The 23039-nt window shown below is 64.7% G+C and carries 19 protein-coding genes and 3 pseudogenes; 10 read left to right on the top strand and 12 right to left on the bottom strand.

Annotated elements, in window-relative coordinates; all coding sequences use genetic code 11:
* Window positions 1-111 precede the first annotated feature (111 nt).
* From RBB84_RS20100 to RBB84_RS20090, 3 genes are read left to right on the top strand one after another with little or no spacing between them, the layout of a single operon-like run.
* The gene (locus RBB84_RS20100) at window positions 112-843 is read left to right on the top strand and encodes an Atu4866 domain-containing protein (RefSeq protein WP_350246642.1); all 732 of its coding nucleotides are present in this window, start codon (window positions 112-114) and stop codon (window positions 841-843) included.
* A gap of 22 nt (window positions 844-865) precedes the next feature.
* Window positions 866-2266 carry an amidohydrolase family protein gene (locus RBB84_RS20095; protein ID WP_350246640.1) on the top strand — a complete coding sequence of 467 codons (1401 nt, stop codon included), beginning with the start codon at window positions 866-868 and terminating at the stop codon, window positions 2264-2266.
* 23 nt (window positions 2267-2289) lie between these two features.
* Complete coding sequence (locus tag RBB84_RS20090; RefSeq protein WP_006550703.1) at window positions 2290-2547, top strand: Atu4866 domain-containing protein; 258 nt, start codon at window positions 2290-2292, stop codon at window positions 2545-2547.
* A gap of 21 nt (window positions 2548-2568) precedes the next feature.
* Here the strand turns inward: RBB84_RS20090 and RBB84_RS20085 are convergent, their stop codons facing one another.
* The 6 genes and pseudogenes from RBB84_RS20085 to RBB84_RS20060 all read right to left on the bottom strand — a co-directional run bounded on the left by RBB84_RS20085 (window position 2569) and on the right by RBB84_RS20060 (window position 7067).
* The gene (locus tag RBB84_RS20085; RefSeq protein ID WP_350246639.1) at window positions 2569-3360 is read right to left on the bottom strand and encodes a nucleotidyltransferase domain-containing protein; all 792 of its coding nucleotides are present in this window, start codon (window positions 3358-3360) and stop codon (window positions 2569-2571) included.
* A 122-nt stretch (window positions 3361-3482) separates the two neighbouring features.
* Window positions 3483-4386: pseudogene (locus RBB84_RS20080) on the bottom strand (IS256 family transposase); the annotation flags it as partial.
* A gap of 107 nt (window positions 4387-4493) precedes the next feature.
* Window positions 4494-4964, bottom strand: a complete 471-nt coding sequence (locus RBB84_RS20075) for a preprotein translocase (RefSeq protein WP_260783021.1) — start codon at window positions 4962-4964, stop codon at window positions 4494-4496.
* A 16-nt stretch (window positions 4965-4980) separates the two neighbouring features.
* Window positions 4981-5766 carry a twin-arginine translocase subunit TatC gene (gene tatC / locus RBB84_RS20070; RefSeq protein WP_350246638.1) on the bottom strand — a complete coding sequence of 262 codons (786 nt, stop codon included), beginning with the start codon at window positions 5764-5766 and terminating at the stop codon, window positions 4981-4983.
* Window positions 5763-6008, bottom strand: coding sequence for a twin-arginine translocase TatA/TatE family subunit (locus RBB84_RS20065; protein ID WP_085470995.1), 246 nt, complete (start codon window positions 6006-6008; stop codon window positions 5763-5765). The genes tatC and RBB84_RS20065 overlap by 4 nt, the downstream gene beginning before the upstream one ends.
* 33 nt (window positions 6009-6041) lie before the next feature.
* Window positions 6042-7067 (bottom strand): intradiol ring-cleavage dioxygenase, encoded by a 1026-nt coding sequence (locus RBB84_RS20060; RefSeq protein WP_254583432.1) that lies wholly within the window; start codon window positions 7065-7067, stop codon window positions 6042-6044.
* Window positions 7068-7395: 328 nt separating this feature from the next.
* Between RBB84_RS20060 and RBB84_RS20055 the strand changes: the two genes are divergently transcribed.
* Entirely contained in the window at window positions 7396-7764 is a 369-nt protein-coding gene (locus tag RBB84_RS20055) for a hypothetical protein (RefSeq protein ID WP_145709443.1), read from the top strand.
* A gap of 692 nt (window positions 7765-8456) precedes the next feature.
* Here the strand turns inward: RBB84_RS20055 and RBB84_RS20050 are convergent.
* The 5 genes and pseudogenes from RBB84_RS20050 to RBB84_RS20030 form a co-directional block, all read right to left on the bottom strand.
* Window positions 8457-9619: pseudogene (locus RBB84_RS20050) on the bottom strand (DUF2254 domain-containing protein).
* Complete coding sequence (locus RBB84_RS20045) at window positions 9616-9798, bottom strand: hypothetical protein (RefSeq protein ID WP_350246636.1); 183 nt, start codon at window positions 9796-9798, stop codon at window positions 9616-9618. Before RBB84_RS20045 ends, RBB84_RS20050 begins: the two are co-directional and overlap by 4 nt.
* Before the next feature lie 379 nt (window positions 9799-10177).
* Window positions 10178-11274: pseudogene (locus RBB84_RS20040) on the bottom strand (transposase).
* Window positions 11275-11439: 165 nt separating this feature from the next.
* Window positions 11440-11616: a hypothetical protein gene (locus RBB84_RS20035; protein WP_350246635.1), complete on the bottom strand. Its 177-nt coding sequence runs from the start codon at window positions 11614-11616 to the stop codon at window positions 11440-11442.
* Window positions 11613-12092 (bottom strand): hypothetical protein, encoded by a 480-nt coding sequence (locus RBB84_RS20030; protein WP_350246634.1) that lies wholly within the window; start codon window positions 12090-12092, stop codon window positions 11613-11615. The genes RBB84_RS20035 and RBB84_RS20030 overlap by 4 nt, the downstream gene beginning before the upstream one ends.
* Window positions 12093-13046: 954 nt before the next feature.
* Here RBB84_RS20030 and RBB84_RS20025 point away from each other — a divergent pair.
* From RBB84_RS20025 to RBB84_RS20010, 4 genes are all read left to right on the top strand, one after another.
* The gene (locus tag RBB84_RS20025) at window positions 13047-13682 is read left to right on the top strand and encodes a TetR/AcrR family transcriptional regulator (protein ID WP_019290640.1); all 636 of its coding nucleotides are present in this window, start codon (window positions 13047-13049) and stop codon (window positions 13680-13682) included.
* A gap of 105 nt (window positions 13683-13787) precedes the next feature.
* Window positions 13788-14432: an HAD family phosphatase gene (locus tag RBB84_RS20020; protein ID WP_252173358.1), complete on the top strand. Its 645-nt coding sequence runs from the start codon at window positions 13788-13790 to the stop codon at window positions 14430-14432.
* Between the two features lie 305 nt (window positions 14433-14737).
* Window positions 14738-15694: an alpha/beta hydrolase gene (locus tag RBB84_RS20015; protein ID WP_016931662.1), complete on the top strand. Its 957-nt coding sequence runs from the start codon at window positions 14738-14740 to the stop codon at window positions 15692-15694.
* Between the two features lie 158 nt (window positions 15695-15852).
* Window positions 15853-17238: an MFS transporter gene (locus RBB84_RS20010; RefSeq protein ID WP_260783026.1), complete on the top strand. Its 1386-nt coding sequence runs from the start codon at window positions 15853-15855 to the stop codon at window positions 17236-17238.
* Window positions 17239-17258: 20 nt separating this feature from the next.
* On the opposite strand, the gene RBB84_RS20005 is transcribed toward RBB84_RS20010, so the two are convergent.
* Entirely contained in the window at window positions 17259-18389 is a 1131-nt protein-coding gene (locus tag RBB84_RS20005; protein WP_260783027.1) for a helix-turn-helix domain-containing protein, read from the bottom strand.
* 94 nt (window positions 18390-18483) lie between these two features.
* Here RBB84_RS20005 and RBB84_RS20000 point away from each other — a divergent pair, with 94 nt between their 5' ends.
* Both RBB84_RS20000 and RBB84_RS19995 read left to right on the top strand, forming a co-directional pair.
* On the top strand, window positions 18484-22014 hold the full coding sequence (locus RBB84_RS20000; protein ID WP_350246632.1) for an indolepyruvate ferredoxin oxidoreductase family protein: 3531 nt from the start codon (window positions 18484-18486) through the stop codon (window positions 22012-22014).
* Window positions 22011-22994 (top strand): 2-hydroxyacid dehydrogenase, encoded by a 984-nt coding sequence (locus RBB84_RS19995; protein ID WP_350246630.1) that lies wholly within the window; start codon window positions 22011-22013, stop codon window positions 22992-22994. Before RBB84_RS20000 ends, RBB84_RS19995 begins: the two co-directional genes overlap by 4 nt.
* Window positions 22995-23039 lie beyond the last annotated feature (45 nt).

Genomic DNA, 23039 nt, shown 5'->3' with positions numbered 1-23039 from the left:
AGACAGGCCCTCGTGCACCCAGGCACACACCGGCCTGTTCCGGCCGCCCATCCGCCCCGACAGTGGAACTCGCCGGATCTCCCGGCACCCCGATCCTCATCTGGAGTACACATGACCATCCCCTTCACTCCCGAATTGTTCGAACTCATCCGCGAGAACGCCGGCGGGCATCGTCCGCTCCTGTTCGGCAATGCCCGGATCATCACCGGCGACGCCCTGATCGGCGATTTCGACCGCGGCGACGTCCTGCTCGGTGGCGCTCGTGTGGTCGGTATCGGCCCCGGCCTGTTGACCGCTGCCGACGACGACGGTGCCATCGTCATCGATTGCGCCGGGTACGTCATCGTGCCCGCAATCGTCGACGTCATCCGGCTCCGTGGATTGCGTCCGACTTCCTTCCGGTCACCATCCGCGCTTGCACCCGGCAATCCGGCAACCTTCGCAATCCTGCCCGTTTCTCGCGACGACTCGGAAACAGATGTGCTGCAACGATTCATCGATGATGCCGACGCCGCGCACACGGTCGTCGTCGACGGTGAGATAGCCCTCTGGGGCGGTCGATCGGTCCACGCCGACGACCCGACGGAGACCCCGACCGCCACGGACGTGGCATCGGACCGTCATCTCGGAACTTGGATCGACGAAACGGATTTCGTGCACCAGCACCTGACCGCGGACGGTCGCTACGACGAGACCCGCGGTGGACGCCCGCATGCATATCAGGGCTCCTATCGGATCACCGGCGACCGCATCGACTACCGCGACGACCTCGGATTCTGGGCATTCGGCGAATTCGTCGACGGCACCCTGCAGCACGCCGGTTACACCTTCCACCGCGCCTGACACTCATCGGAAAGCCACCACAATGAAGACAACTCTCGCCGATTTCACCGCGGCCCACGACAGCAACCGTCCGATCCTGCTGACCGGCGGCGCCGTCGTCACCATGGACCCCTCGATCCCGGACCTCGATGCCGGCGACGTCCTGCTCGTCGGCTCGCAGATCATCGCGATCGGCGCCGACCTACGCTCCGATCCCGGGCACGGTGCCGCAGCAGCCTCGGCACTCGTGGTCGACACCCGCGGTGCGATCGTCGGCCCCGGTTTCGTCGACACCCACCGTCACGCCTGGGAAGCGCAACTGCGCCGGAGCATTCCCGACGTTTCCGACCTCGGCGAATATGTCATGTCGACCCTGGCCGGCGTCGCCCCGAACTACGCACCGGAGGACATGTACATCGGTACCCGTCTCGCCGCGCTGACCGCGCTCGACTCGGGCATCACCACCATGCTCGACTTCTCGCACAACTCCCGCACTTCCGCGCACTCCGATGCTGCACTGAATGCGCTCATCGACACCGGAATTCGGGGCGTGCATGCCTCGATGGGTCCTCACTTCGGTGAGTGGGATCGTCAATGGCCCAAGGATATGAACCGGTTGGTGAGCGACTTCCACGGCGCCGCAGACGGTCTCGTCACGGTGCGGCTGGCCGCCCTGGCGACCGACGAGATCGCCGGACCTGCGATCGCCTACGGGCCCGAACTCGCTGCTTTCGCACGTGATCTCGGTGTGTGGACGAGCATCGACGCGGTTTTCGGGATACCGTCGTCGGAGGCGATCCTGCGCTGGGCACGGATGGGGATCCTCGATCCGACCCTCACCTTGATCCATGCGACCGGCATGACCCCCGAGGCGTGGACGGCGATGGGGGATGCCGGTGTCACGGTTTCCCTCGCCCCGACCTCCGACGCCCAGATCGGCCTCGAATCGGCGGTGCCCGCTGTGGACGAGGCTCTCGCCGTCGGGATCCGGCCGGGTCTGAGCATCGACGTGGAGGTCGCGCTCGCGAGCGACATGTTCACCCAGATGCGGACCCTGCATGCCATCCAACGCATGCGCGCCACCAATGCTGCATACGGAACGGAGGAGACCCGCAACCGGATCACCACCCGCGACGTCCTCGACTTCGCCACCCTGCAAGGCGCGCATGCCAACGCGCTCGGGCACGTCACCGGTTCGCTGACACCGGGCAAGGAGGCCGACCTGCTCATCGTCCGCGCCGACGACATCAACAACATGCCGCTCAACGACGCCGTCGGCACCCTCGTGCTCGGCTCCGACGCACGCAACATCGACACCGTCCTCGTCGCCGGCAACCCGCGCAAGTGGGCGGGTTCGCTGGTCGGCGAGGACATCGACGCCCTGCGCGAGGCCGTGATCCGTTCCCGCAACGCCATCATCGGGCGGGTGGCAGCGACACTGTGACGACCTCCAGGGAAGTGAAGGACATGAAACAAGCCGGGCACCCGTTCGTCGGACTGTGGGTGACCGCCGACGGTAACATCCGCCAGCGTCTCCTGCCGGAGGGGCGATACGTCGAGGCCCGCGGCAGCCGGGAAGCTGCCTACACCGGTGACTACCGGATCGAAGGAACGATGATCTACTACCGTGACGACACCGGCTTTTCCGCCGACGGTGAGTTCCGCGACGACGTGCTGTACCACGCGGGAATGGTCATGTATCGGCACCTGAGAGCGCGGCAATAGGAGTGCCGATCCGGACGATGGTCATGCGGGCCGTTCGGTCGCAGTCAGGAGCTCGTGCAGCACGCCTTCCTGAAAAGTCCGTGCTTGCCGACCTGAAGGCGGAAGCTCACCGGAGCGTGCTGCGATGGACTGTTCGATCGCCTCGACCGGCTGGTAGCCGGTCCCGAGTAACCGTCGGCCGGCATCGATTTTGGACAGCCACTTCCCGTAGCGATGTCGAACCAGCGCGCGACAGGCTCCGAGGACCGCGTCGTCGGCTCCGGGTGCGGGCCGGTCATCGGCTGGGCCGGGCAGCGCCATCCACCAGCGCAGCGAGTCGACCAATAGGCTCTGTAGTTCCTCCGGTGCCAGCTCGGCGAATGTCTCCGGGGCCGGCGGTCCCGCCAACACCCGGCCGCTCTGGTGCAGGATGCTGCGGTCCAGTCCGTACCAGAACGTCCCGTCGGCTGCCGGGCGGTCTGTGGGCTGAAGTGTCTGCCGGAAGGCCATGCCCGGCCCGTCGTTCAACTCGAGCTCGAAGCCCGGTTCTCCGGTGCCCGACTGCGCCGTAGCCATGGTGTAGACCACCAGTTCCAGGCCTCGGGCCGGACATGGCAGGGCGCTGTGCCGCAGCCGAGCGATCAACTCCCGCTTCATCGTTTCGCTCAGGGGGTCGCGGCAGAGCAGGGCGATGTCGATGTCGCTGCGGCCGGGATGGAAGGCGTTCAGGGCGAGCGACCCGGCCGCGTACGCCCCGACGAACTCCGCACCGAGCACCTCCCGGGCAGTGTCCACGACGGCTTCGAGGTATGGCTCTACATCGATACTCGGCACCACCCCATCATGCGCGGCACACCGTGCCGTGCACACGATGCATGCCTCTACGTAGTGAGGCGCAGGATGCAGGCCGATAGAGCCCCGTGGGGTGGTGGGCTTTGAGGTCGAATCCTCGGTGCCTACTCGCCGCGGTTGAGCGCGGCGATGGTTTCAGTATCGCTGCTGGGGACCAGCAACGCCATCGACCCTTCGGAGAGATAGCGGCGCTCGCCGGACTGCCACTCGTCGCGCATGTCGGCCAGGACCGCTCCGACGAGCCGGATCACCGCTGCTCCATTCGGGAATATGCCCACGACGCGGGCTCTGCGCTCGATCTCCTTGTTCACCCTCTCCAGCGGATTGGTCGACCAGATCTTCGACCGATGCGCCCGCGGAAAGACACTGAACGCCAGGACCTCTGCCTTGGCCTGGTCCATCAACGGACCGATCTTGGGGAACCGGCCGGCCAGCTCGTCGCGGACCTCGTCCCACGTCGAGGCGACGGTGGCGGGATCGGGCTGGGCGAAGATCGTGCGAAACGCCGCGGCGACCATGTCGGAGTGCGACGTGGGCACGTGCGCCAGCAGGTTTCGCGCGAAATGCACCCGGCATCACCGGTGCCCGGCCCCCTGGAACGAGCGGCGCAGTGCGGCGACCAGGCCGGCATGTTGATCACTGATGACCAGCCGGACACCGGACAGACCGCGTCGTTTGAGCGAAGCGAGGAAACCGCGCCAGAACACCTCGTCCTCGCTGTCCCCGACATCGAGGCTCAGCAGCTCAGCACTTCCCGGGCACCCTCGGCGGTGACCCGGTGGCGACCACGACCGCCATCGAGGTCACCTGTGAGGACGAGTTACGTACGTGCAGATAGGTCGCATTGAGATAGACGTACGGAAACGCGATGTGATCGAGCGGGCGGGTGCGGAACGCGCCGACCACCTCGTCGAGGCCGGCGCAGATCCGTGACACCTCGGACTTGGAAATGCCCGACTCGATTCCCAGAGCCGCGACGAGGTCGTCCACGCTGCGGGTGGAGACGCCGGGTCGGAGGTCGAGGCGCCACACCGAGGTCGGCCAGTGGCATACGAAACTTGGGGTGGCCGCAGCGATCCGGGCGGTAAGCGGCTGTCGTGTTGTTCGTCTTACCCTCACTGCACGGTGTTGTCCGTCGGTGGGCTGTCGCGTGTCTCGGCGGCGATCCGACGGGGATCGTCGTGGGCGAGTGCTTCGATGAGAATCCGCCGCGGGTGTGCGGCGGTCCCGGTGATCAGATACTTCTGGCCGAAACGCACGTGCCGGGCCTGATCGATCATCTCGTCGGTGACGATGGTGGCCGGTGTGGCCGTCGGCGAGGGCGGGACTGCAGTGGCGTCGTGCAGCGCGTCGCTCACGATACGGCGCGGGTCGTACCGACGTAGATCCAGCGATTCCCACTCGTGGGGGTGCAATGAGATCCCCATGTCGCGTTCGGCGTCGCTGCGAGTCTTGTCGATGAAGTCGCGCAGCGATCGGACGGTCCCGGCGAGGTGGTGGGCGTAGACAGCCAGGCGTTGCGGGCCGATCACGATCCCGGCGAGGACAGCGATGAGGAACAGTTTTTCGAGGGTCAGGCCGAACATGGTGGGGACTCCTCAGTTACGAGGTCGAGGGCAGCTCGGGGTGATCCGAGTCGAGGGTGCGCCGGGCTGCTCTGCGGTCGTGCAGACCGGTAATCAGGAGAGCGGCGCCGAACAACGCCGACATCGGTACTGCGACCAAGAACATCGACAACACGTCGGCGGCCGGTGTCACCAGGGCGCTGAACAGCGTGATGGCGACGACGATGAGGCGCCAGCTGCGGCGCAGGGCGTGTGCGGAGACGATCCCGAGACAGTTGAGCATCACCAGCACGGCCGGCAGGACGAATGCGACCCCGGTGGCCAGCACGATCTTCATCACGAAGTCCACGTAGTACGAGGCGTTGAGAAGGGTGCTGTCCTGGTCGGAGGAGAAGCCGGTGAGCACGCTCACCATGCGGGGGAAGAGCAGGAAACCGAAGGTGCATCCCGCAGCGAACAGTGGCGCGGCGGCCGCGGAGAATCCGATGGCGTATGTCTTTTCGCGACGGGTCAGTCCGGGGGTGATGTAGGCGAACAGTTCGCGCAGCCAGACGGGACTGGAGACGATGATCCCGCTGAACAGCGCGATCTTCAGTTCGACGTCGAACGCTCCGGTGACCGTGTCGTAGTTCAGGCTTGCCTGGCGGGATCGGGCCAGTTCCTCGATGGGTGCGCGCAGGACGTCGAGGATCTGATCGGCGAAGACAAAGCCGGCGATCACGCCGACCAGCAGCGCCACCGCCGCGCGAAGTCCGCGCCGTCGTGCCTCGTTCAGGTGGTCGGCGAGCGGCATCGTGCCGCGCGCGGCGGTGCCGGCGGTCATGAGGCGTGTCGGTAGGGAACCGGGCTCATGGTGCCGGTGGAGGTTTCCGTGTCCCGTTCGTCGACGGTGACAGGGGCGTTGTCGCCCGTGGTGACGATGGGTTGCTCACGTACCTCGTCTTTGAGGATGCGCAGGGATTGTCCGACGCCCTTGGCGAGGGCGGGGAGTTTGGCGGCACCGAAGACGAGCAGCAGGATCGCCAGGACGATCAGGGCGTGCCAGCCGGTGAGGTTGTGCAGCATGAGGTTCTCCTCGAGGGTGGGAAGCGATCGTGGTCAGTTCGTGGTTGCCGGGGTGGTTCCTGGCGCTGTGCCGTTGGGCGGTGCGCCGGCCGGGGGAGTCCCGGCGCCGGCCGGGGGTTGACCTGCTCCGGGTCCACCCGGACCAGCGCCGGGTGCGCCTGCGCCGTGGCTGAGGGTGGGTTCGGTGGTGGTGTCGACGGCGACGGCGAGTGTCCCGACGTAGCCGGTGGCGGGGTCACCGGTGAACGTGCCCATCTGCAGGTCGTACCCGTCGCCGAAGATGTTGTCGTTGTCGAGGCTGCCCACCTGGGCGAGGTTGCGGGCAGACTCGGGATAGGTGCTGAGTTGGTAGACCGCGTCGAGCATGTCCTGCGGGAAGGCGACCTGCGAGGTCGCGATGGCGTTGTCGGCATCGGTTGCGGAGTCGGCGTCGGGATAGATCTCGAAATGGATGTGGGTCCAGCGGCCGGTGTAGCAGCCGGGAACGATGGTCTCGAATGTTGCCGTGCCGTCGGCGTCGGTGATCTGGATTCCACGGAGATAGGTTTGGTCCTCGACTCCTTCGGAGTACATCGAGTACCGGCCCTGAGCGTCGCACTGCCAGGCGTACACGGCCACCGCGTCGAACGGGACGCCGCCGTTCGCCGTGTCGGTGACAGTGAAGGTCAGCGAGAGCGGGACACCGTCGGCGGTGCTCCCGCCGTCGAGGCTTGACGTGATGTCCCTGCGGACGATTCCTGATTCCTCGAGCACGTTGATTCCGTTCGTGCCGTCGGCTGGGTAGGGCCCGTTGGTTTCTTCGGGTATCTCGCCTGCAGGGGTCACCGACGCAGTCGCTGAGGCCGTGGTGGTTGTGCTTGCGGTGCCTGTGGAGCAGGCAGCCAGGGCCAGGGCGCCGGCTCCGGCGCCGACGACGCCGAGCACCCGACGCCGGGTGACCAGGGTCGTGATGTCGAAACCTGCGCCCTGGTCGACGACGTCCTCGGTGGGGCGATCGAGCAGGCGTCCTTCGTAAATGGGTCCTGCCGGGGTGGAAATGGGCTCGGGGACACGGGTCATGTCGATGTCTCCTTCGACGGTTCGTTCGGTGGTTCGGTATCCGAGTGTTGCCGTCGATCCGGTGGAAACCCTGGCTCTCGGCTGGGAGTTTCCTGGCAGCCGGTCCGGGAAGGTCTACTCGGTGTCGAATGGTCGAACCCGCAGATGGGCGAAGGCGGAATCGTTCACTGCATGTTCGTCGTGATAGCGCTTCATCCCGGAAAGCGTTCACCCACAGACATTTTCGGTCTTTACCCTATATGTCATTTGAGGTATAGGGCAGAGAGCGGCGGTCGGTATCGGGTATGTCCGGCACCGCCACTATGTATCGTCGATCGGACACGTCGAGATGAGCGAGACGAAGAAGGTACCGTCGCAGTCCATCTGGTTCATGACGGATTCGGGAGATTACGGCGGGCCGCCTACCATTCTCCGTCCAATTCCTGGATACGACGGTGTACCGATCGGAAACACCGAACCGCTGCCGGGAAGGATGCTCCGAACGATCCGGGAGTTGCAAGATGCCGGAGTCCTGGAGACCGGTAATTCCCTTCTAGGATCAGGAATACCGCAAGCTGTCGAACGTCTTTCGGACATCTTCTTTCTACCTGAAGAAGAGCGGGCCGCGCTCTTCGAACAGAGCAACGTTCAGGATCCCACGGCAGAATTACCGCGGCCGGAAGATCACCTCTTCAAGTTTGGCTTTGCTGTCGAGTGAAGCCGATTGGCGACTGTCGACGATAGCCACTTCTTGCTGGCATCCGACTCCTCGCCAGTTGACGTAAGAGCGCCTATCGGCAGGAGGCAGGCGCATGCACGCATTGCGTGCCGTGCAATCACTGAGTGCATTGTTGGGCATGCCCTCGTATCACGTCACGGGGGCGCGGCCTATCCGTGGAGGGAGAACGAGCTGCCCGAACCCGGCAAGCTCGCCGCGCAGCTGACCGGTGCCTACGTCGGTGCCGGCGGTGACGACACCGTCGTCCCGGACTTCTACACCCACTACGGAGTCGAGCACGGCAAACCGGTGGCGCTCGTCGAGACCGGGGCGTTGTACAACACCACCGCCGGGGCGGGCCGCCGAGTTCGACCTCGAGCAGGCCTGGTGGCAGCAGGCGTTCGACCCGACCGTGCCGCAGCGTTTTCCGCAGTTGAAGATGATCAACTGGTTCGAGTGGGACAAATCCGAACCCGAGGTCGACGCGCGAGTGGACTGGACCGTCACCGACGACCCGCACCTGCGGACGGCGTTCACCGCGGCACTGCCGGACTGGTTGCGCTACGGCCCGGATCGGCCCTGCACACCGAACCAGCCCCGGATCATGACTACAGCTCCGATGGGACCGGCACGTCTGTCGCAGCAACAACGGTCACGTGCCGACGCGAGCGGCCGGCTTTCTCGTCCACCCATCATCGGGTCCGATGTTCGGCCGGGTCGATGGGGGACTCGGCGATCTCCCGGAATCGGCGCACGTCGTCGGGATGCAGTCCGGGCTGGGCTTTGACCGCATCGATGAGCATGTCCAGTTGGTGGTGCAGGGCCGGGACGTGCTCGGTGTGGCCGGTGCTGCGTACGTGATCGAGCAGCATGCGCAGTACCCGGGCCAGCGCCGTGGCGACATGCAGTTGCGGTGGGCTGGCGTGGCGGATCTGTTCGAAGGCGTGCTCGATGTACTCGGTCGGGGACAGATTCCATGGTCGCAGCAGTACCCGATCGTCGGCGCCGCGTACCGACAGCGGTGGGGTGTCGGTGGTCAACAGCACCCGCAGCAGACTGCCGAGTCGCAGCACCACTTCGGTGGCGGTGGTGGGATCGTTGATCGCCGCGCTCAACGCCCGCAGCGCGATGTCGACCAGCTGCCGCAGCGCGAAATCGATGTCCTCCTGCATGGTGCGGGTATCGGAGATCTCGACCGTCGCCGTCAGACGTTGCCGCACCTTGTCCGGATCGGAAGGTGCCGGCCACACGCGCATCAGCACCTCCCTGCGGTGGATATAGGCCCCGGATCGTGTTTCCAGGCGCACCACCGTCGACGGGGGCAGCGCGGCGAGAATGTGTTCGGACGGTGATTGGGTCACCCACCCGTCGCGGCCGGCGGGCACGACGACGATGCTCTCATCGTCGGCCGGTTCCAGAGCGATGTCGGGGCCGGGTTCCTCACGCTGCGCTGCTGTCGCGGAGGCATTGATGACCTCGTACGCCTCGTCGGCGATCGAACGCACCACCTGCCCGACCTGCAGTCCGTGGGCCAGGCGGTTGAGATAGGCGACGATGAACACCACGGTGGTGACCGTCAACACGAGTGCGGCGGTCATCGACAGGCTCGGGGCCAGAGCGGTCGCTTCGCCGCTGATGTGCCGCAGGACCAGCACACAGTAGACGAACGTGGCCACCAGCATCCCGATGACCGTTTGGCTGAAGCGATCGCGGATGAACGAGCGCATCACCCGGGGGAGAACTGGCTGCTGGCCAACTGCAGACTGACCACCGTCAAGGAGAACACCACCCCGGCGGTGGTGATGGTGGCGCCGGCAACGGTGCTCAGCAGCCAGGTCGCGCCGTTGCTGTTCATCTGCACCCCCAGCCGGCGGTGGCGCCCGGGTTGATGGTGCGGTCGAGGTAGGCACTGACTTCGGCAAGGATCACCCCGACGGCGACGATGGCCGCCGGTAAGGCGAACAGGCTTTCGCGGAAACGGTATGCCGCAGCGGCTGCGCGCAGGCGCAGCAACTGCGGTTGATGGGGGCTCATGCACTCGAAGTTATCGCCGCGGCCCTACCGGTACGTCGCTATCGATTACGGGAACCCGCTGGCGGTAAACGACGTCGACACCGGCGCGACGCTGCTGCTCGGGATCGACCCGGAGCAGTGCTTCGGAGGTGCCGATCAGAGGCGGCGTACCCGGCGGGCGTGGCGCCCATTTGGGGGCTGGCAGCGCTGCTCGAGACTCCGGCATGTTGTGCTCACCGGGAATGAACCCGTGCCTCTTCAGCCCTGATCCACCGTCGTTGATCTGCGCCTGATCTCCGATCGCTTTCACACATTGCTCCGGTTTCGGGCATGGGGGCCTCGCCGGTCTGCCCGGCGTTTCCACTGGTGTCCTCGCTCGTGACCCGTTCGGGGTCGGTGGTCAGGTGGCGGCTGCAGGTGGGCTGGTTGCGATGCGAAACAGGTTGGACCAAGCCTGTTTCCACGCCCAGTCGGTGGGCAGATGCAGGGTCATCCGACGAGCGGAAGAGGCGATCCGGGCCGGAACGTTGATCAGGTGAGTACGCAACGTCGCCCATCGAGCGCGGGCGTGCCGGACCGAGGCAGCGACCCCGGCGGCACGAGCAAGGTTGAACGCGATCACCGCGTGCGCCAACCACGCGGCATTCGCCGCGTATTTGCCCGATGGCAGATGCGCGAGCGGACCGTCCTTCAACTCGGCGATGACCTGCTCGACGATCGCGTGGTCACGGTGCCGGGCATCGGCCTCGACCGTGGTCAACGCCGAGTTGGTGACAAACGCGTGATGGCGGTGGGGGGGTGAACAACTCGCCCTGCCCGGCGTCCGCCGTCGGATTCAACCGCTTGACCCGCCGCACCACCAACCAGGCTCCGGCCCGCTGCGCGGCGGCCACGAACGCGTGGCAGAAGTACGCCGAGTCCGCCCGCGCGAGAATCTGACCGCTCGCCCCGGCGGAGCGGGCGCAGCCGATGGCCTGGGTGAGCAGCCGCCCGCACCCGGTGCGCGACGCGACATTGCCGCGGCGGAGCCGGGCGCGGGCGATCACCGGTGCCGCGGACGGCGTCGACAGCACCGCGACCTGGGCGTTCAGTCCCCGGACCCTGGAGTATCCGAACGCTGCGGCCTGTTTACCGTAGCCGTGGACCTGACCGATGGTGTCGTCGACGTCCAGGAACGCGATCTCGTCGCCGCCCGCGATCAGACCCGGAATGTGGGCGGCCAGCCCGTCCAGCAGGCGAGTGGCGACCGCGTCGGAGCTGCTGAACATACCCATGGGTGAACGAGCGCAGGTAGGTACCGAGCGTCGATGGTGCCCGCACCCCGCCGAACACCCGGTTCATCGCCCCGTGGCGGAGAACATCGAGGTCGCCGATGCTGTCGGCGCCGGCGAGCATCCCCGCGACGATGCTCGCTGACTTGACCGCCGGGTTCGGTGAATCGACGCTCAGATGCCGGCCGAACAGCTCGTGCAGACCGGTGGTCTCTGCCAGCCGCATCACCGGAACCAGCCCTGCGGCCGACACGAGGTTCGGATCATCGAAAACGGGCGTGACGGTGTGAGGTGCTTTCACCTGCGAGATGCCTCTGTTCTGGTACCGGAATCTTTGTGTGGTAACTCAGATTCTCCTGCCTGGCAGGGGCTCTCGCGTTCTACGACACGCTCACACCGTCACATTCGCGGTGGATCCAGGCTCAAGCGTTCCGGGGCCGGACAGGTCGTAGCGGGCCACGGTCACCGTCGGATAGCCGTGGACTGTGGCGACCGCGGTGTCGATGTCGATGCTGCGACCGGCGATCACCAACACCGTGGCCCCAGCCTCGCCGGTGGTGCAGTTCATGGCTTCTGCTGCCCGGCCGGGTCCGGGTCGGTGTCGTCGCTGCTTCTCGGATCGGTGCGTGGAGTCGCAGCGGACGTGCCTGCATTCGTCGCAGCGGCGATTTCCGTCGGGTCCGGCCGGCTCGAGGTGCGGATCGTGCGAGCAAGTGCCCGCAGCTGCTGAAGCGAGCGGATTCCGTCCGGGACGCTGCCGTCGGCGGGTGGCCGTGCACCTCGGGAGCAGGCTCGGAAGTCCTGGGTGCCGGTCTCGTTCATCGCGTCTTTGAGGTCTTGTGCTGCGGCGATGTACTCGGCGCGGTCGGGTTCGGTGAGCGAGCCGAGGTAGCTGTCCAACTTCCCGATCTGCGCCTGGGCGTGGGTGTGCGCTGCTGCGTCGGCCTTCGTCTGCGCGGGTGTGCCGGCCCGGTGTGATTCGGTGGTCGGCGCGTGGGCTGGGGTCGATCGTGTGCGGAATCGGCCGCGTAGTGCGGTGAACATCGTTGTCCTCGGTGCGTGTCGGTGGCCTCTCACCATGCACGCCATCTGAGGACTCGACCACGCACCGGCTTGGACGGATGCGATCACGCCGGGCCCGGGCTCAGGTGGGCAGACGAAACCGAGGCCTTCTACGGACGTCGCGGCCCTGGTCGGCGATGAGTGAGTGCCCCACGGCAGAAAGCATCCCCGCCGCAAGGGGTACGGCGGGGATGGCCGGATCGAAGTATGCCGGGTCGACCCCTTTTCGAACCTCGAGGTCCGCAGCTGCGGCAGCCGGCAGTACAGGGAGCCGGCCGGGGGTTCAGGGGCAAGCCGAGGGCTTGCACAGGTTCTGGGGGGTGCCCGGGATCGGAGGTTCTTCCGCTCTCGACGCCGATTTTCCTGGGGAAACGATGTGGCGGGCCGATGCTTCCCGAAGTCCGCTCTCGCGTCCCTCCATCGACCTGCCGCCCACTGACTGTAACCCTCGATTCGAACACGTGTGCTAAAATTGGTTGTGTGGTGTCCTACGAGCGCACCGAAACGGTGCCTGAGCGGGCACCGTGCGTGGACGCTCGAGGATCTCGCGGCCTGCCGCGGTGCGCCCCGATCGCTCGAGGGCGCGGTCAGGATCGTCACCACCTTGTTCGCGGAGATGAGATTCGATCCCGAACTCGAGGCTTCGAAAGAGGACGTACGTATCCATTTGCATGCCTGCCCCTTCGAATCGGTCGCCCGGCAGAACCCGCCCGTCGTGTGCGCGCTGCATCTCGGACTGATGCGCGGCGTCCTGGCTCGACTCGGCGCACCGGACACCGACAATCGACTCGTTCCATGGGAAACCCCTCGGACCTGTGTGGCTCATCTGATGCGGTAGCCCCCCGGCGGACGACTTTCCGCACCGACGGTCGTTGCTATAACTGTGGTATGTCACGTTCTGCTCCAGAGGAAGATCCGGAGAACACTCCTCCGTCGATGGTGAACTCCGCGCTGCTCCGCGACCTTCCCACCACCGAACGCGGACTGCGCACTCGGTCGTCGCTGATCGCGGCCGCCCGCACGGTGTTCGAGCACCTTGGCTACCTAGATGCCCGGCTGATCGATATAACCACCGAGGCCAAGTGCTCGGCCGGCACCTTCTATACGTACTTCTCCAGTAAGGAGGAGATCTTCACTGCAGTTCTCGAGAATGCGCAGGAGGACATGATGCATCCCGGTATGCCGCACGTGGCCGCCGCGGACGACCCCGCGGCGATCATCGAGGCGAGCAACCGGGCGTACTTCGAGGCGTATCGGCGTAATGCGAAGCTCATGGGATTGCTTGAGCAGGTCGCCAATATCGATCCCGAGTTCCGTAAGCTGCGCCAGAAGCGGGCCGATGCCTTCATCCAGCGCAATGCCCGCAGCATCGCGTCCCTACAAGATCGCGGTATGGCCGAGGCCGAGATCGATCCTCTCCTGGCATCTCGGGCTCTGTCCGGAATGATCAGTCGACTCGCCTTCGGCTATTTCGTCAGCGGTGAGTTCGACGACAGTACGGATGCGGACGAACTGGTCCGCACCGCGACCCGACTGTGGGTCAATGCGCTCCGCATCCCCCGCCCGTCCTGACCGTTCTTCGCCGTTCCCCAGTCTCCCATCGGGAACTGAACCAACATTGACTTCATCTTCAACTTAGGGTCCACTGGAGGCCACGGCGAGCAGGGCGAAACGCAGATGACATCGAGTGTGGAGACCGGTCGGACTGCGGTGCTGATCGACTTCGGGGGAGTGGTGACCACAAGTGTTCTCTCCGCATTCCGGTCGATCGGTGCCGAGGTCGGCGATGCGGAACTGCCACTGACGCTGCTCTCTCGGGACGAAGCCTCGCGCACTCTCCTGTCCGACTACGAATGCGGCCGCATTTGCACAGACGCCTTCGAGGAATGCTTCGCTCGGCGCCGCCGCGTACACGGAGCGCAGGTCGAGGCCGACGGTCTGGCCGCTCGAATGCAGGCGAATCTCGCACGCGACGAGGAGACCATCGAGCTACTCGACGGACTGCGGTCCGCTGGAGTCCCGGTCGCCTTGGTGTCCAACGCTTTCGGACGGGATACCTATGCAGGCTTCGACCTCGGGGCCTTGGCCGACGTAGTGATCATCTCGTCAGAGGTCGGTATCCGTAAGCCCTCCCGCCGGATCTACCGGATCGCTTGTGACCGCCTCGGTATCGAGCCCGAGAGTGCGGTGATGGTCGACGATCTCCAGCAGAATCTCGACGGTGCAGCCCGGCTCGGCATCGCTGGCGTCCTTCACAGCGACGGTGCCGGCACAGCGCGGGAACTGCACGATCGATTCGGACTCCCGGCGTTGAGACGCTGATCGTCAATGCTCTCGACGTCGGCGTCGACGTCGAGAGCCCGGAACGAATCGTTCACGCCTTCGCGGCCCGCAGCTCGCCACGGTGGATGTCCCGCTGATGAGGACGGCCATCATGACCGACGCTTGCTCGACTACGTGGCAATGCGATCGCTGGCGAAGACGTAGGAACGCCGCGGTACTTCTGGAAAACCTCAGCCCTATCGCGTCATTTCTTCGTATCTCACAAGATCCTTCCGGAGGTTGCCATGAGAAGCTCATGGTGCACGTCACATCGCGGGGGTGGGTATCCGACAAAGGAGATGTCAGTGAGCACGGTGGCACAGGAACTCTTTCCGGGATTCGAGCCCTTCGATTCGATGACCGGTGACGGCATTACCATCCATGGGATGAGGGCCGGCACGGGTATGCCGATTCTTCTTCTGCACGGGTTTCCGCAGTCACATGTGATGTGGCATCGGGTCGCTCCGGTTTTGGCCGAACGCTTCACTGTCGTGGTGACGGATCTACGCGGGTACGGTGATTCCACCCTTCCCGACGTCGATTCCACGCACTCGCCACATTCCTTTCGTGCCATGGCAGCAGACCAGGCGGCGGTGATGCAGCGACTCGGATTCGACAGATTCGTCGTTGTCGGGCACGACCGCGGTGCCCGCGCCGCACATCGTATGGCCCTGGACTTCAGCGACGCGGTTTCCGGGATCGTTCTGTTGGACATCATGCCGACGGAATGGGTCTACGCGAACGTTGATGCCGAACTCGCCCTTGCCTATTACCACTGGTTCATGTTTCCCCAGCCCGATGGGCTGCCGGAGAAGTTCCTCGAAGCCGATCCGATCGGCTACCTGCATTCGGTGCTGGGTGTCGGCGGCCACAGTGCCGTCGGGGCCAAAGGCGACGCTTACCATCCGTCCGCGTTGGCCGAATACGAACGATTGTTCGCTGATCCGATGCGTCGTCTGGCAACGATCGAGGACTACCGTGCGGCGGCCACGATCGACTTGCAACACGATGCGCAGAGTCGAGAGGCTGGACGGCTCATCGACTGCCCCTGCCACGTTGCTTGGGGAGCGAACGGAATGATTGCGCGTGCCGGTCATTCTCCGGTGGACGTCTGGCGCGAACTCTCCCGTCGACCAGAGTTGGTGACCGGTGGTGAGGTTGCCGGTGCCGGTCACTTCCTTGTAGACGAGTTTCCCGACGAGATCGGGCAACTGATCGCGGACTTCGCAGCTTCCGCGACGCCGGTGTTCCGGCGCGGTTGAACCTTCACATGACACAGAGCCGGACAAAATAAACATAACAGAAACCCGGATCGGGGATTGCACCAGCATGTTCGGTGCCCTCGCGTCGATGATCGGGTCAGTTCGTCAGACGTACTCGTCACGGCTTCAACGCAATCCACACAACAGGAGGGTGGGTAGTGGCCCATCACATCGACACCGACCAGAGCGATGCAATCGAGAAGGTAACCATCGGGCGTATCACTCGACGTCTGCTTCCGTTCTTGGTACTACTCTACTTCCTCAACTTTCTCGATCGAGTCAACGTCAGCTTCGCTGCCCTGCAAATGAACGCGGATCTGGGTATGAGTCAGGCCGCATACGGCTTCGGCGCCGGCCTGTTCTTCATCGGATACTTCATATTCGAAGTGCCCAGCAACATGATCCTGCACAAGGTCGGAGCGCGAATCTGGATCGCCCGTATCGCAGTGTCATGGGGAGTGGTGTCGGCAGCGACGGCATTCGTCCAGACGGAAGTGCAGTTCTTCATCGCACGATTCATGCTCGGCTTCGCTGAGGCCGGGCTGCTGCCCGGTCTCATCCTGTACCTGACCTACTGGTACCCGGAACGTCACAGGGCGCGCATCGTCGCGTTGCTGTACATAGCGGTCCCGCTGTCGTCGGTGCTCGGTGGACCTCTCTCGACCGCGATCATGCAGCACGCCGACGGTTTCCTCGGCCTTGCGGGTTGGCGGGCGATGTTCCTGATCGAGGGGTTACCGACTGTCATCGTCGGTGTCGTCACGTTCTTCTACCTGACCAGTCGTCCTGCAGAAGCAAAATGGCTCACCGGTGAGCAACGACGCTGGCTGGAGCGTTCACTGGATGCTGAGGCTCAGGCAACTGTCAGCCGGCAGGGAACGGCAAACGGACCTCGCGGGGTGTTCAGCGCACTCAAGGACATTCGGGTCGTAAGCCTGAGTGTGGTGCTCTTCGGCATCTTCTACGGCTTCTATGGCGTGTCCTTCTTCCTCCCGCAGATGATCAGCGGGATGTCTGCGGACTGGGGCGTCGAATTCTCGCTTGTCCAAGTCGGGCTCATCACCGCGGTGCCGTTCGCTATAGGAACCGTCGCGATGATTCTCGTGAGTCGGCATTCCGATCGGAAGAGCGAACGTATCTGGCACACAGCGGTTTCCATGCTGGTCTCCGCAGCCGGAATTACGATCGCCGTCCTCGGCAATTCGTCGCCGTATGTCATGCTCTTGGGCATCGCGCTGCTGCTGTCGGGTGTGCTGAGCGCGACGTCCACCTTCTGGGCTATCCCGCCGCGCATTCTCACGGGAATGGCGTTGGCTGCGGGCATCGGGTTGATGAACTCTTTCGCGAACCTGAGCGGGTTCATCGGACCGTACGTTGCCGGATACATGAAGGATCTGACGGGGACCTTCGACGCCCCGATGTACATCATCGGTGCGGTGCTGGTCGTGGCCACGCTCGTCCTGCTCGGGATGCGCCGGGGGCTCGACGATGCGTCTGTGACGACGGAGACATCGGTTCCGGACGAAGTGGCACCGGGACGATGAGTCCGGCTTCCGCGCACTCGTCAACCTTCGAGGCAGCGCAGCGACGCCACGAGGCCTTCGACGTTATGCACATCCCATCCGGTCAGGTCGCGCCAGCGATCGAGTCGGTACTTCACCGTGTTCGGGTGGATCCGTAGCTCCCGCGCACAGACCGAGAGGGAGAAACCGCTGTTGGCGAACGCCCGCAACGTGTCGGCAAGTCGATTGTTGCGGGCGGCCACGTCGATGCCGTGTCGAAGGAGAGGGTCCAGACGAGCGGCCGAATCATCGAGGACTGCCATGAGCCAATCGTCGGCCAGCATGATGCTGCGGCCGAGTCGGCAGGCTCGGTCCAGTGCCAGTCGGGCATCCTTCAAGCTCTCCGTCGCCCCCGACATTCCGGTCCGGGCGTGGCCGATTCCCGCGATCGCGGAGGACGCGAGCGCGTGCATGCTTTCCAGAAAGTCCGACGCCGGGTGGTTCTGCAGAACTACCACCGTGCTTTCGTCGTCGTACAGTACCGCCCCGCCGTTGTCGGCGAGTTCCTCGTCGAGACGCGCGATCAGGTGCCGGGGAAGACCCTCCAGGCAGGCGACTTGGAAGGACGCGTCCGGATCGAACCCGAGGCCGGTTGCGAGCGCCGGGTGCTGTGGGGCACTGCCTGCCACCAAAGCGTCGAGAAACTCTCGCTGGATCACCGCTCGCGTCGTGGAAGTCGTACGAAGTTCGTCGGAATGCCCCTCTGCGACGGCCGCGCTCAACCGATGGAACCAGTTCCACAGCGACGCCACGGCAGCGAGGAGCGGTTCGCTTCTGTCCGCATTCTCGGTTCGCGACAACGCCAACAGTTCGTTCCAGATCTCACGGTAGGCAACGTGATATGCCTCGATCACGTCGCGAAGAGCAATGCCTTGCGTGGCGCGCTCTCGGCCCAGATTCCGCGCGTTCGAAATATGGGAGGCACTCGGCGTCCTGTGCTCCCGGAGTCCGGCGAGGATGCCGACAACTTGGTGCTCCACCGCTTCGTGATGAGACGGCAAGGGAATTGCCGAGTAGTGCGGCACTTCAGACCGGATGCGGCTCACGACGAGGTTGGACAGCTGGGAGGCGTTGTCGGTGATCTGTTCGAGCAAAGCAGCAAGGTGCAACTGGTTCTTCTGTGCATTGCACAAATCTGAGCTCTCCTTTTGCGCAATTCAGTCATGGAGTTCCGGGTCGGACCATCTTAACTTCGTGTTTACGACCAGCTGTAGGAGTACTGAAACGATGTCGCTGATGCCTGACGCCGAGGCTCTGCCTCGCCAACTCGATCTTGCGGACCGATTCGCCGCCGTCAACGGACCGATACTGCTCACCGGGGTGCAGGCCGTGTGCCGTGTGCCGCTCGACATGCGCCGAGTCGACGCGCGGAAAGATCTGACCACCCGTGCGTTCGTCAGCGGTTACCAGGGATCACCACTGGGGACGTTGGACTTTACGATGCGACCGATCTCGGGACTGCTGTCAGAGCATGGCGTCGATTTCACTCCCGGTATGAACGAGTTCCTGGCTGCCACTGCGGTGCAGGGCACCCAATCGGTCGGACAGTTGGGCTCGCCGTATGCAGGGGTTACCGCCTACTGGTATGGCAAGGCACCGGGTGTCGACCAGGCGCTCGACGCGATCCGGCACGGGAACCTGATGGGTACGAGCGCAAACGGCGGTGTCCTGGCGTTCTGCGGTGACGATGCGACCGCGAAATCATCGACCGTACCGTGTGGTTCGGAAACGGTGCTCCGGTCGGCTCTGGTTCCGACGTTGATGCCGGCCGATGCGCAGGAGGTGTTGCGCTGGGGCCTGCACGGGGTGTCGATGTCGCGGGCGAGCGGAGTCTGGGTTGCCATGAAAGTTGCCACGCACGTGGCGGATTCGCTGGCACTGGTCGAAGCGGACACGGACGGATTCGATCCGATTTTCCCGCTCGTCGACGGTCGCCGCTACGAGCATGAGGTGATGACGAAACCGGTTGCGGCGGCGGCGGTGGCCGCGGAGCGCAACCTGTTGGAGGTGCGTCTACCGCTGGCCCTCGAATACGCGCGCCTGAACGGACTGAATCAGATCGTGGCGTCGGGACCCGATGACGTACTGGGTATCGTGGTCGCGGGGCAGCCCTACCTTGAGGTTCGGCAGGCGTTGTCCGACATGGGTTTTTGTGACGACGGCGATGTGGCCGCGGCCGGAATTCGGATTCTCAAGATCGGCATGGTTTGGCCTCTGGACGAGCAGATCGTGCAACAGTTCGCGCACGGGCTGACCAAGGTGCTCGTGGTGGAGGACAAAGGACCGTTCCTTGAAACCCTCGTCAAGGAAGCGCTTTACGGGCTCGAGAACAGACCCGGTGTGGTCGGCAAGACCGACGAACAGGGGCGGACGCTGCTGCCGAGCCACGGCGGTGTCGACGCGGACGCGATTACCAAGGTTCTCGCTCCCATGATCCTTGCGAGCAGAGATATTACTTCGGTGCGTGATCGGGTTCGCCGGTTGGCTACGCCGTCGACCCTTCGTCTTCCGCTGACGATTGCCTCCCGCACCCCGTACTTCTGCTCCGGATGCCCTCACAACAGTTCGACGAAGGCTCCCGAAGGTTCGCTGATGGGCGCCGGTATCGGTTGCCACGGTATGACCACATTCATGGATTCCGGGCAGGTCGGCGATGTCACCGGCCTCACCCAGATGGGCGGTGAGGGTGCCCAGTGGATCGGGCAGCAGGCGTATGTCCATGCCGATCACATCTTCCAGAATCTCGGTGACGGGACGCTGTCGCATTCGGGGTTGATGGCGATCAGGGCCTCGATCGCCGCCAGAACCAACATCACCTACAAGGTGCTGTACAACTCGACGGTCGCGATGACTGGTGGTCAGGACGCCGTCGGTGAGTACACGGTGCCGACGCTCGCCCGGACGTTGGTGTCGGAAGGTGTCGAGCGGATATGCATCACGACCGATCATCCCGAGAACTACAAGGGCGTGCGGCTACCGGACAGAACCACGGTCCACGACCGAAGTGAACTGCTGTCCCTGCAAGAAAAGCTGCGGGCGATCCCCGGCACCACCGCGTTGATCCACGACCAACCTTGTGCGGCCGAACTGCGCCGGGACCGCAAGCGTGGCAAGGCTCCGCAACCGGCGATGCGGGTGGTGATCAACGAGCGCATCTGTGAAGGTTGCGGTGACTGTGGTCGCAAATCGAACTGTCTGTCTGTTGTCCCGGTCGATACCGAGTTCGGCCGCAAGACGCAGATCCACCAGGCGTCGTGTAACTCCGACTTCACGTGCATGACCGGTGACTGCCCTTCGTTCATGGAGATCATTCCCGACGGCGCCTATGCGGGGCCGCAACGGCTGGTTGCCGCGCCGCTGAGCCGTGACGTGCTTCCCGATCCGGCCGGCTCCACCGTCGCGCCGGACGAGTTCAATATCCGCATCACGGGGATCGGCGGCACCGGCATCGTGACTGTGGCGCAGACCCTGGCTGTTGCCGGATACATGGACAGGTTGACACCACGCAGTCTGGACCAGGTAGGCCTGTCGCAGAAGGCGGGGCCGGTGGTAAGCGACGTGAAGTTCACCCGGGCTACGCGGTCGCTCTCACCCAAGGTCTCGGCGGCGACCTGCGACCTGTATCTGGGGTGCGACGTGCTGGTTGCGGGCAACCTGGACAACTTGGTGGTCGCGGATCCGGAGCGCACCGTCGCGGTGGTGTCCACGGCTGACGTCCCCAGCGGCGCGATGATCCGTGAACCCGAAACAGCGTTCATCGATCACGGCTCCCTCGCCGAAGGGATCGACGCCCGCACGCGTGCGGACCGCAACACGTACATCGACGTTCAACAGCTGTCACTGGACCTGTTCGGCAGCGACCAGTACGCGAACATGATGCTCGTCGGCGTGGCCTACCAGTCGGGTGTGTTGCCACTGTCGGCTGCGTCGATCGAACGGGCGATCGAGATCAACGGCGTCGCGGTGGAGACGAACCTGCAGGCGTTCCGTCGGGGGCGGCAATCGGTCTGCGATCCGGCAGGGCTCGATGACGTTCTCGCGCAGCTGGATCCGGTGAACGAGCAGCGGAAGGCCCCGAGCGCTACCGCGGTGAAGTTGGTGGATTCGACCGGCGTGGCACGCGACACCGAACTGTGGCACACGATTGCTCGCTTCACTGACGACCTGATCGATTACCAGAACGTCGCGTATGCGCGTCGTTATGTCGAGGTGGTAACCCGGGCACATACCGCCGAACGCGACGCCACTCCCGGTGACGACTTCACCACGGCTGTCGCAGAAAACCTGTATCGACTGATGGCCTACAAGGACGAGTACGAGGTGGCCCGCCTTGCGCTCGATGCCACCGAACGCAGCAGGATCGCCGCTGCATACGGCCCCAAGGTGAAAGTCACCTGGAAGCTGCATCCGCCGATCCTGCGGGCACTGGGAATGAAGAAGAAGATCTCGCTCGGGCCGTGGTTCGCGCCCGCGTATGCAGCTCTGCGCGCGGCGAGAAAAGTGCGCGGCACACGCCTCGACGTGTTCGGCTACACCCAGATGCGCCGGCTGGAGCGGGAGCTGGTCGACCAATACATCGGTGTGGTCGACGAGATCGGCGCCGCGATCTGTACCGACAACCATGCGGTGGCCGTGGAAATCGCCTCGGCACCGGACATGGTGCGCGGCTACGAACATGTCAAGCTGGCCAACGTCGACGAGTACCACACCCGGCTCGCCTCCCTGCGGCACCGGTTCTTCGAAGGAGTTGCATCGTGACACGGGATGCGGGATCGGTCCGGATCCTCCTGGTGGAGCCGTTTCCGGCAGAAGCCGCGGCCGTGTTGTCCGCACGGTTCGACGTGGCGGTACTGTCCGACGGCGCCGCGTCCATCGAAGACACCGACATTGTGGTGTGCTCGTCGCTCGGCACGGTCGATGCGGCACTGATGGACCGGCTGCCGCGGTTGACGGCCGTGGTGAACCTCGGTGTGGGAGTCGACAAGATCGATACCCGCCACGCCCGGCGCTGCGGCATCGGTGTGAGCAACACTCCGGGTGTGTTGGATGAATGCGTCGCCGACACCGCGGTGGGACTGCTGATCGACACCGTGCGCCAGTTCTCGGCGGCGGACCGGTTCGTCCGGGCAGGGAGGTGGCCGGAAGGCCCGTTCCCGATGACCCGCAATGTCAGCGGGATGCGCATCGGCATCGTGGGACTCGGCCGGATCGGTCGCGCCGTCGCAACACGACTGTCGGCGTTCGGATGTCTCATCGCGTACCACAATCGCCGGCCCGTGCCCGACGTGGTATATCCGTACGTGGACAGTCTGATCGGGTTGGCGTCGCGATCCGATGCGCTGATCGTTGCCGCGTCCGGCGGACCGGACAATACCGGGATGATCGACCGCGACGTGCTGCAGGCTCTGGGCGCGAACGGTTATCTGGTCAACATCGCCCGTGGACGCCTCGTGGACGAGCAGGCACTCGTCGAACTGCTCAGCACCGGCGGGTTGGCGGGCGCAGGCCTCGACGTGTACGTCGACGAGCCGAACGTGCCGGAAGCGCTGCGCAGTCTCGACAACACCGTGTTGTTGCCGCACGTCGGAAGCGCCACGGAGGAGACGCGCGCCGCGATGGGTGAGCTGTTCTTCGACAATCTTCGACAGTTCGTGGCGGACGGTACGTTGGTCACCCCGGTCGTCGTGCCCCGCGATGGTGCGACCATGCAGCCCGAACCGTCGTCGACCGGTACGTGAGCGATGGATGCACACGTGTCGTATCACCTCTTTGTCACCAGATAG

The organism is Rhodococcus sp. D-6, from assembly GCF_040256695.1.
Classification (GTDB): Bacteria; Actinomycetota; Actinomycetes; order Mycobacteriales; family Mycobacteriaceae; genus Rhodococcus; species Rhodococcus pyridinivorans.
The sequence above is the reverse complement of the archived record's forward strand: the minus strand, read 5'-3'. Positions and strand labels throughout refer to the sequence as shown.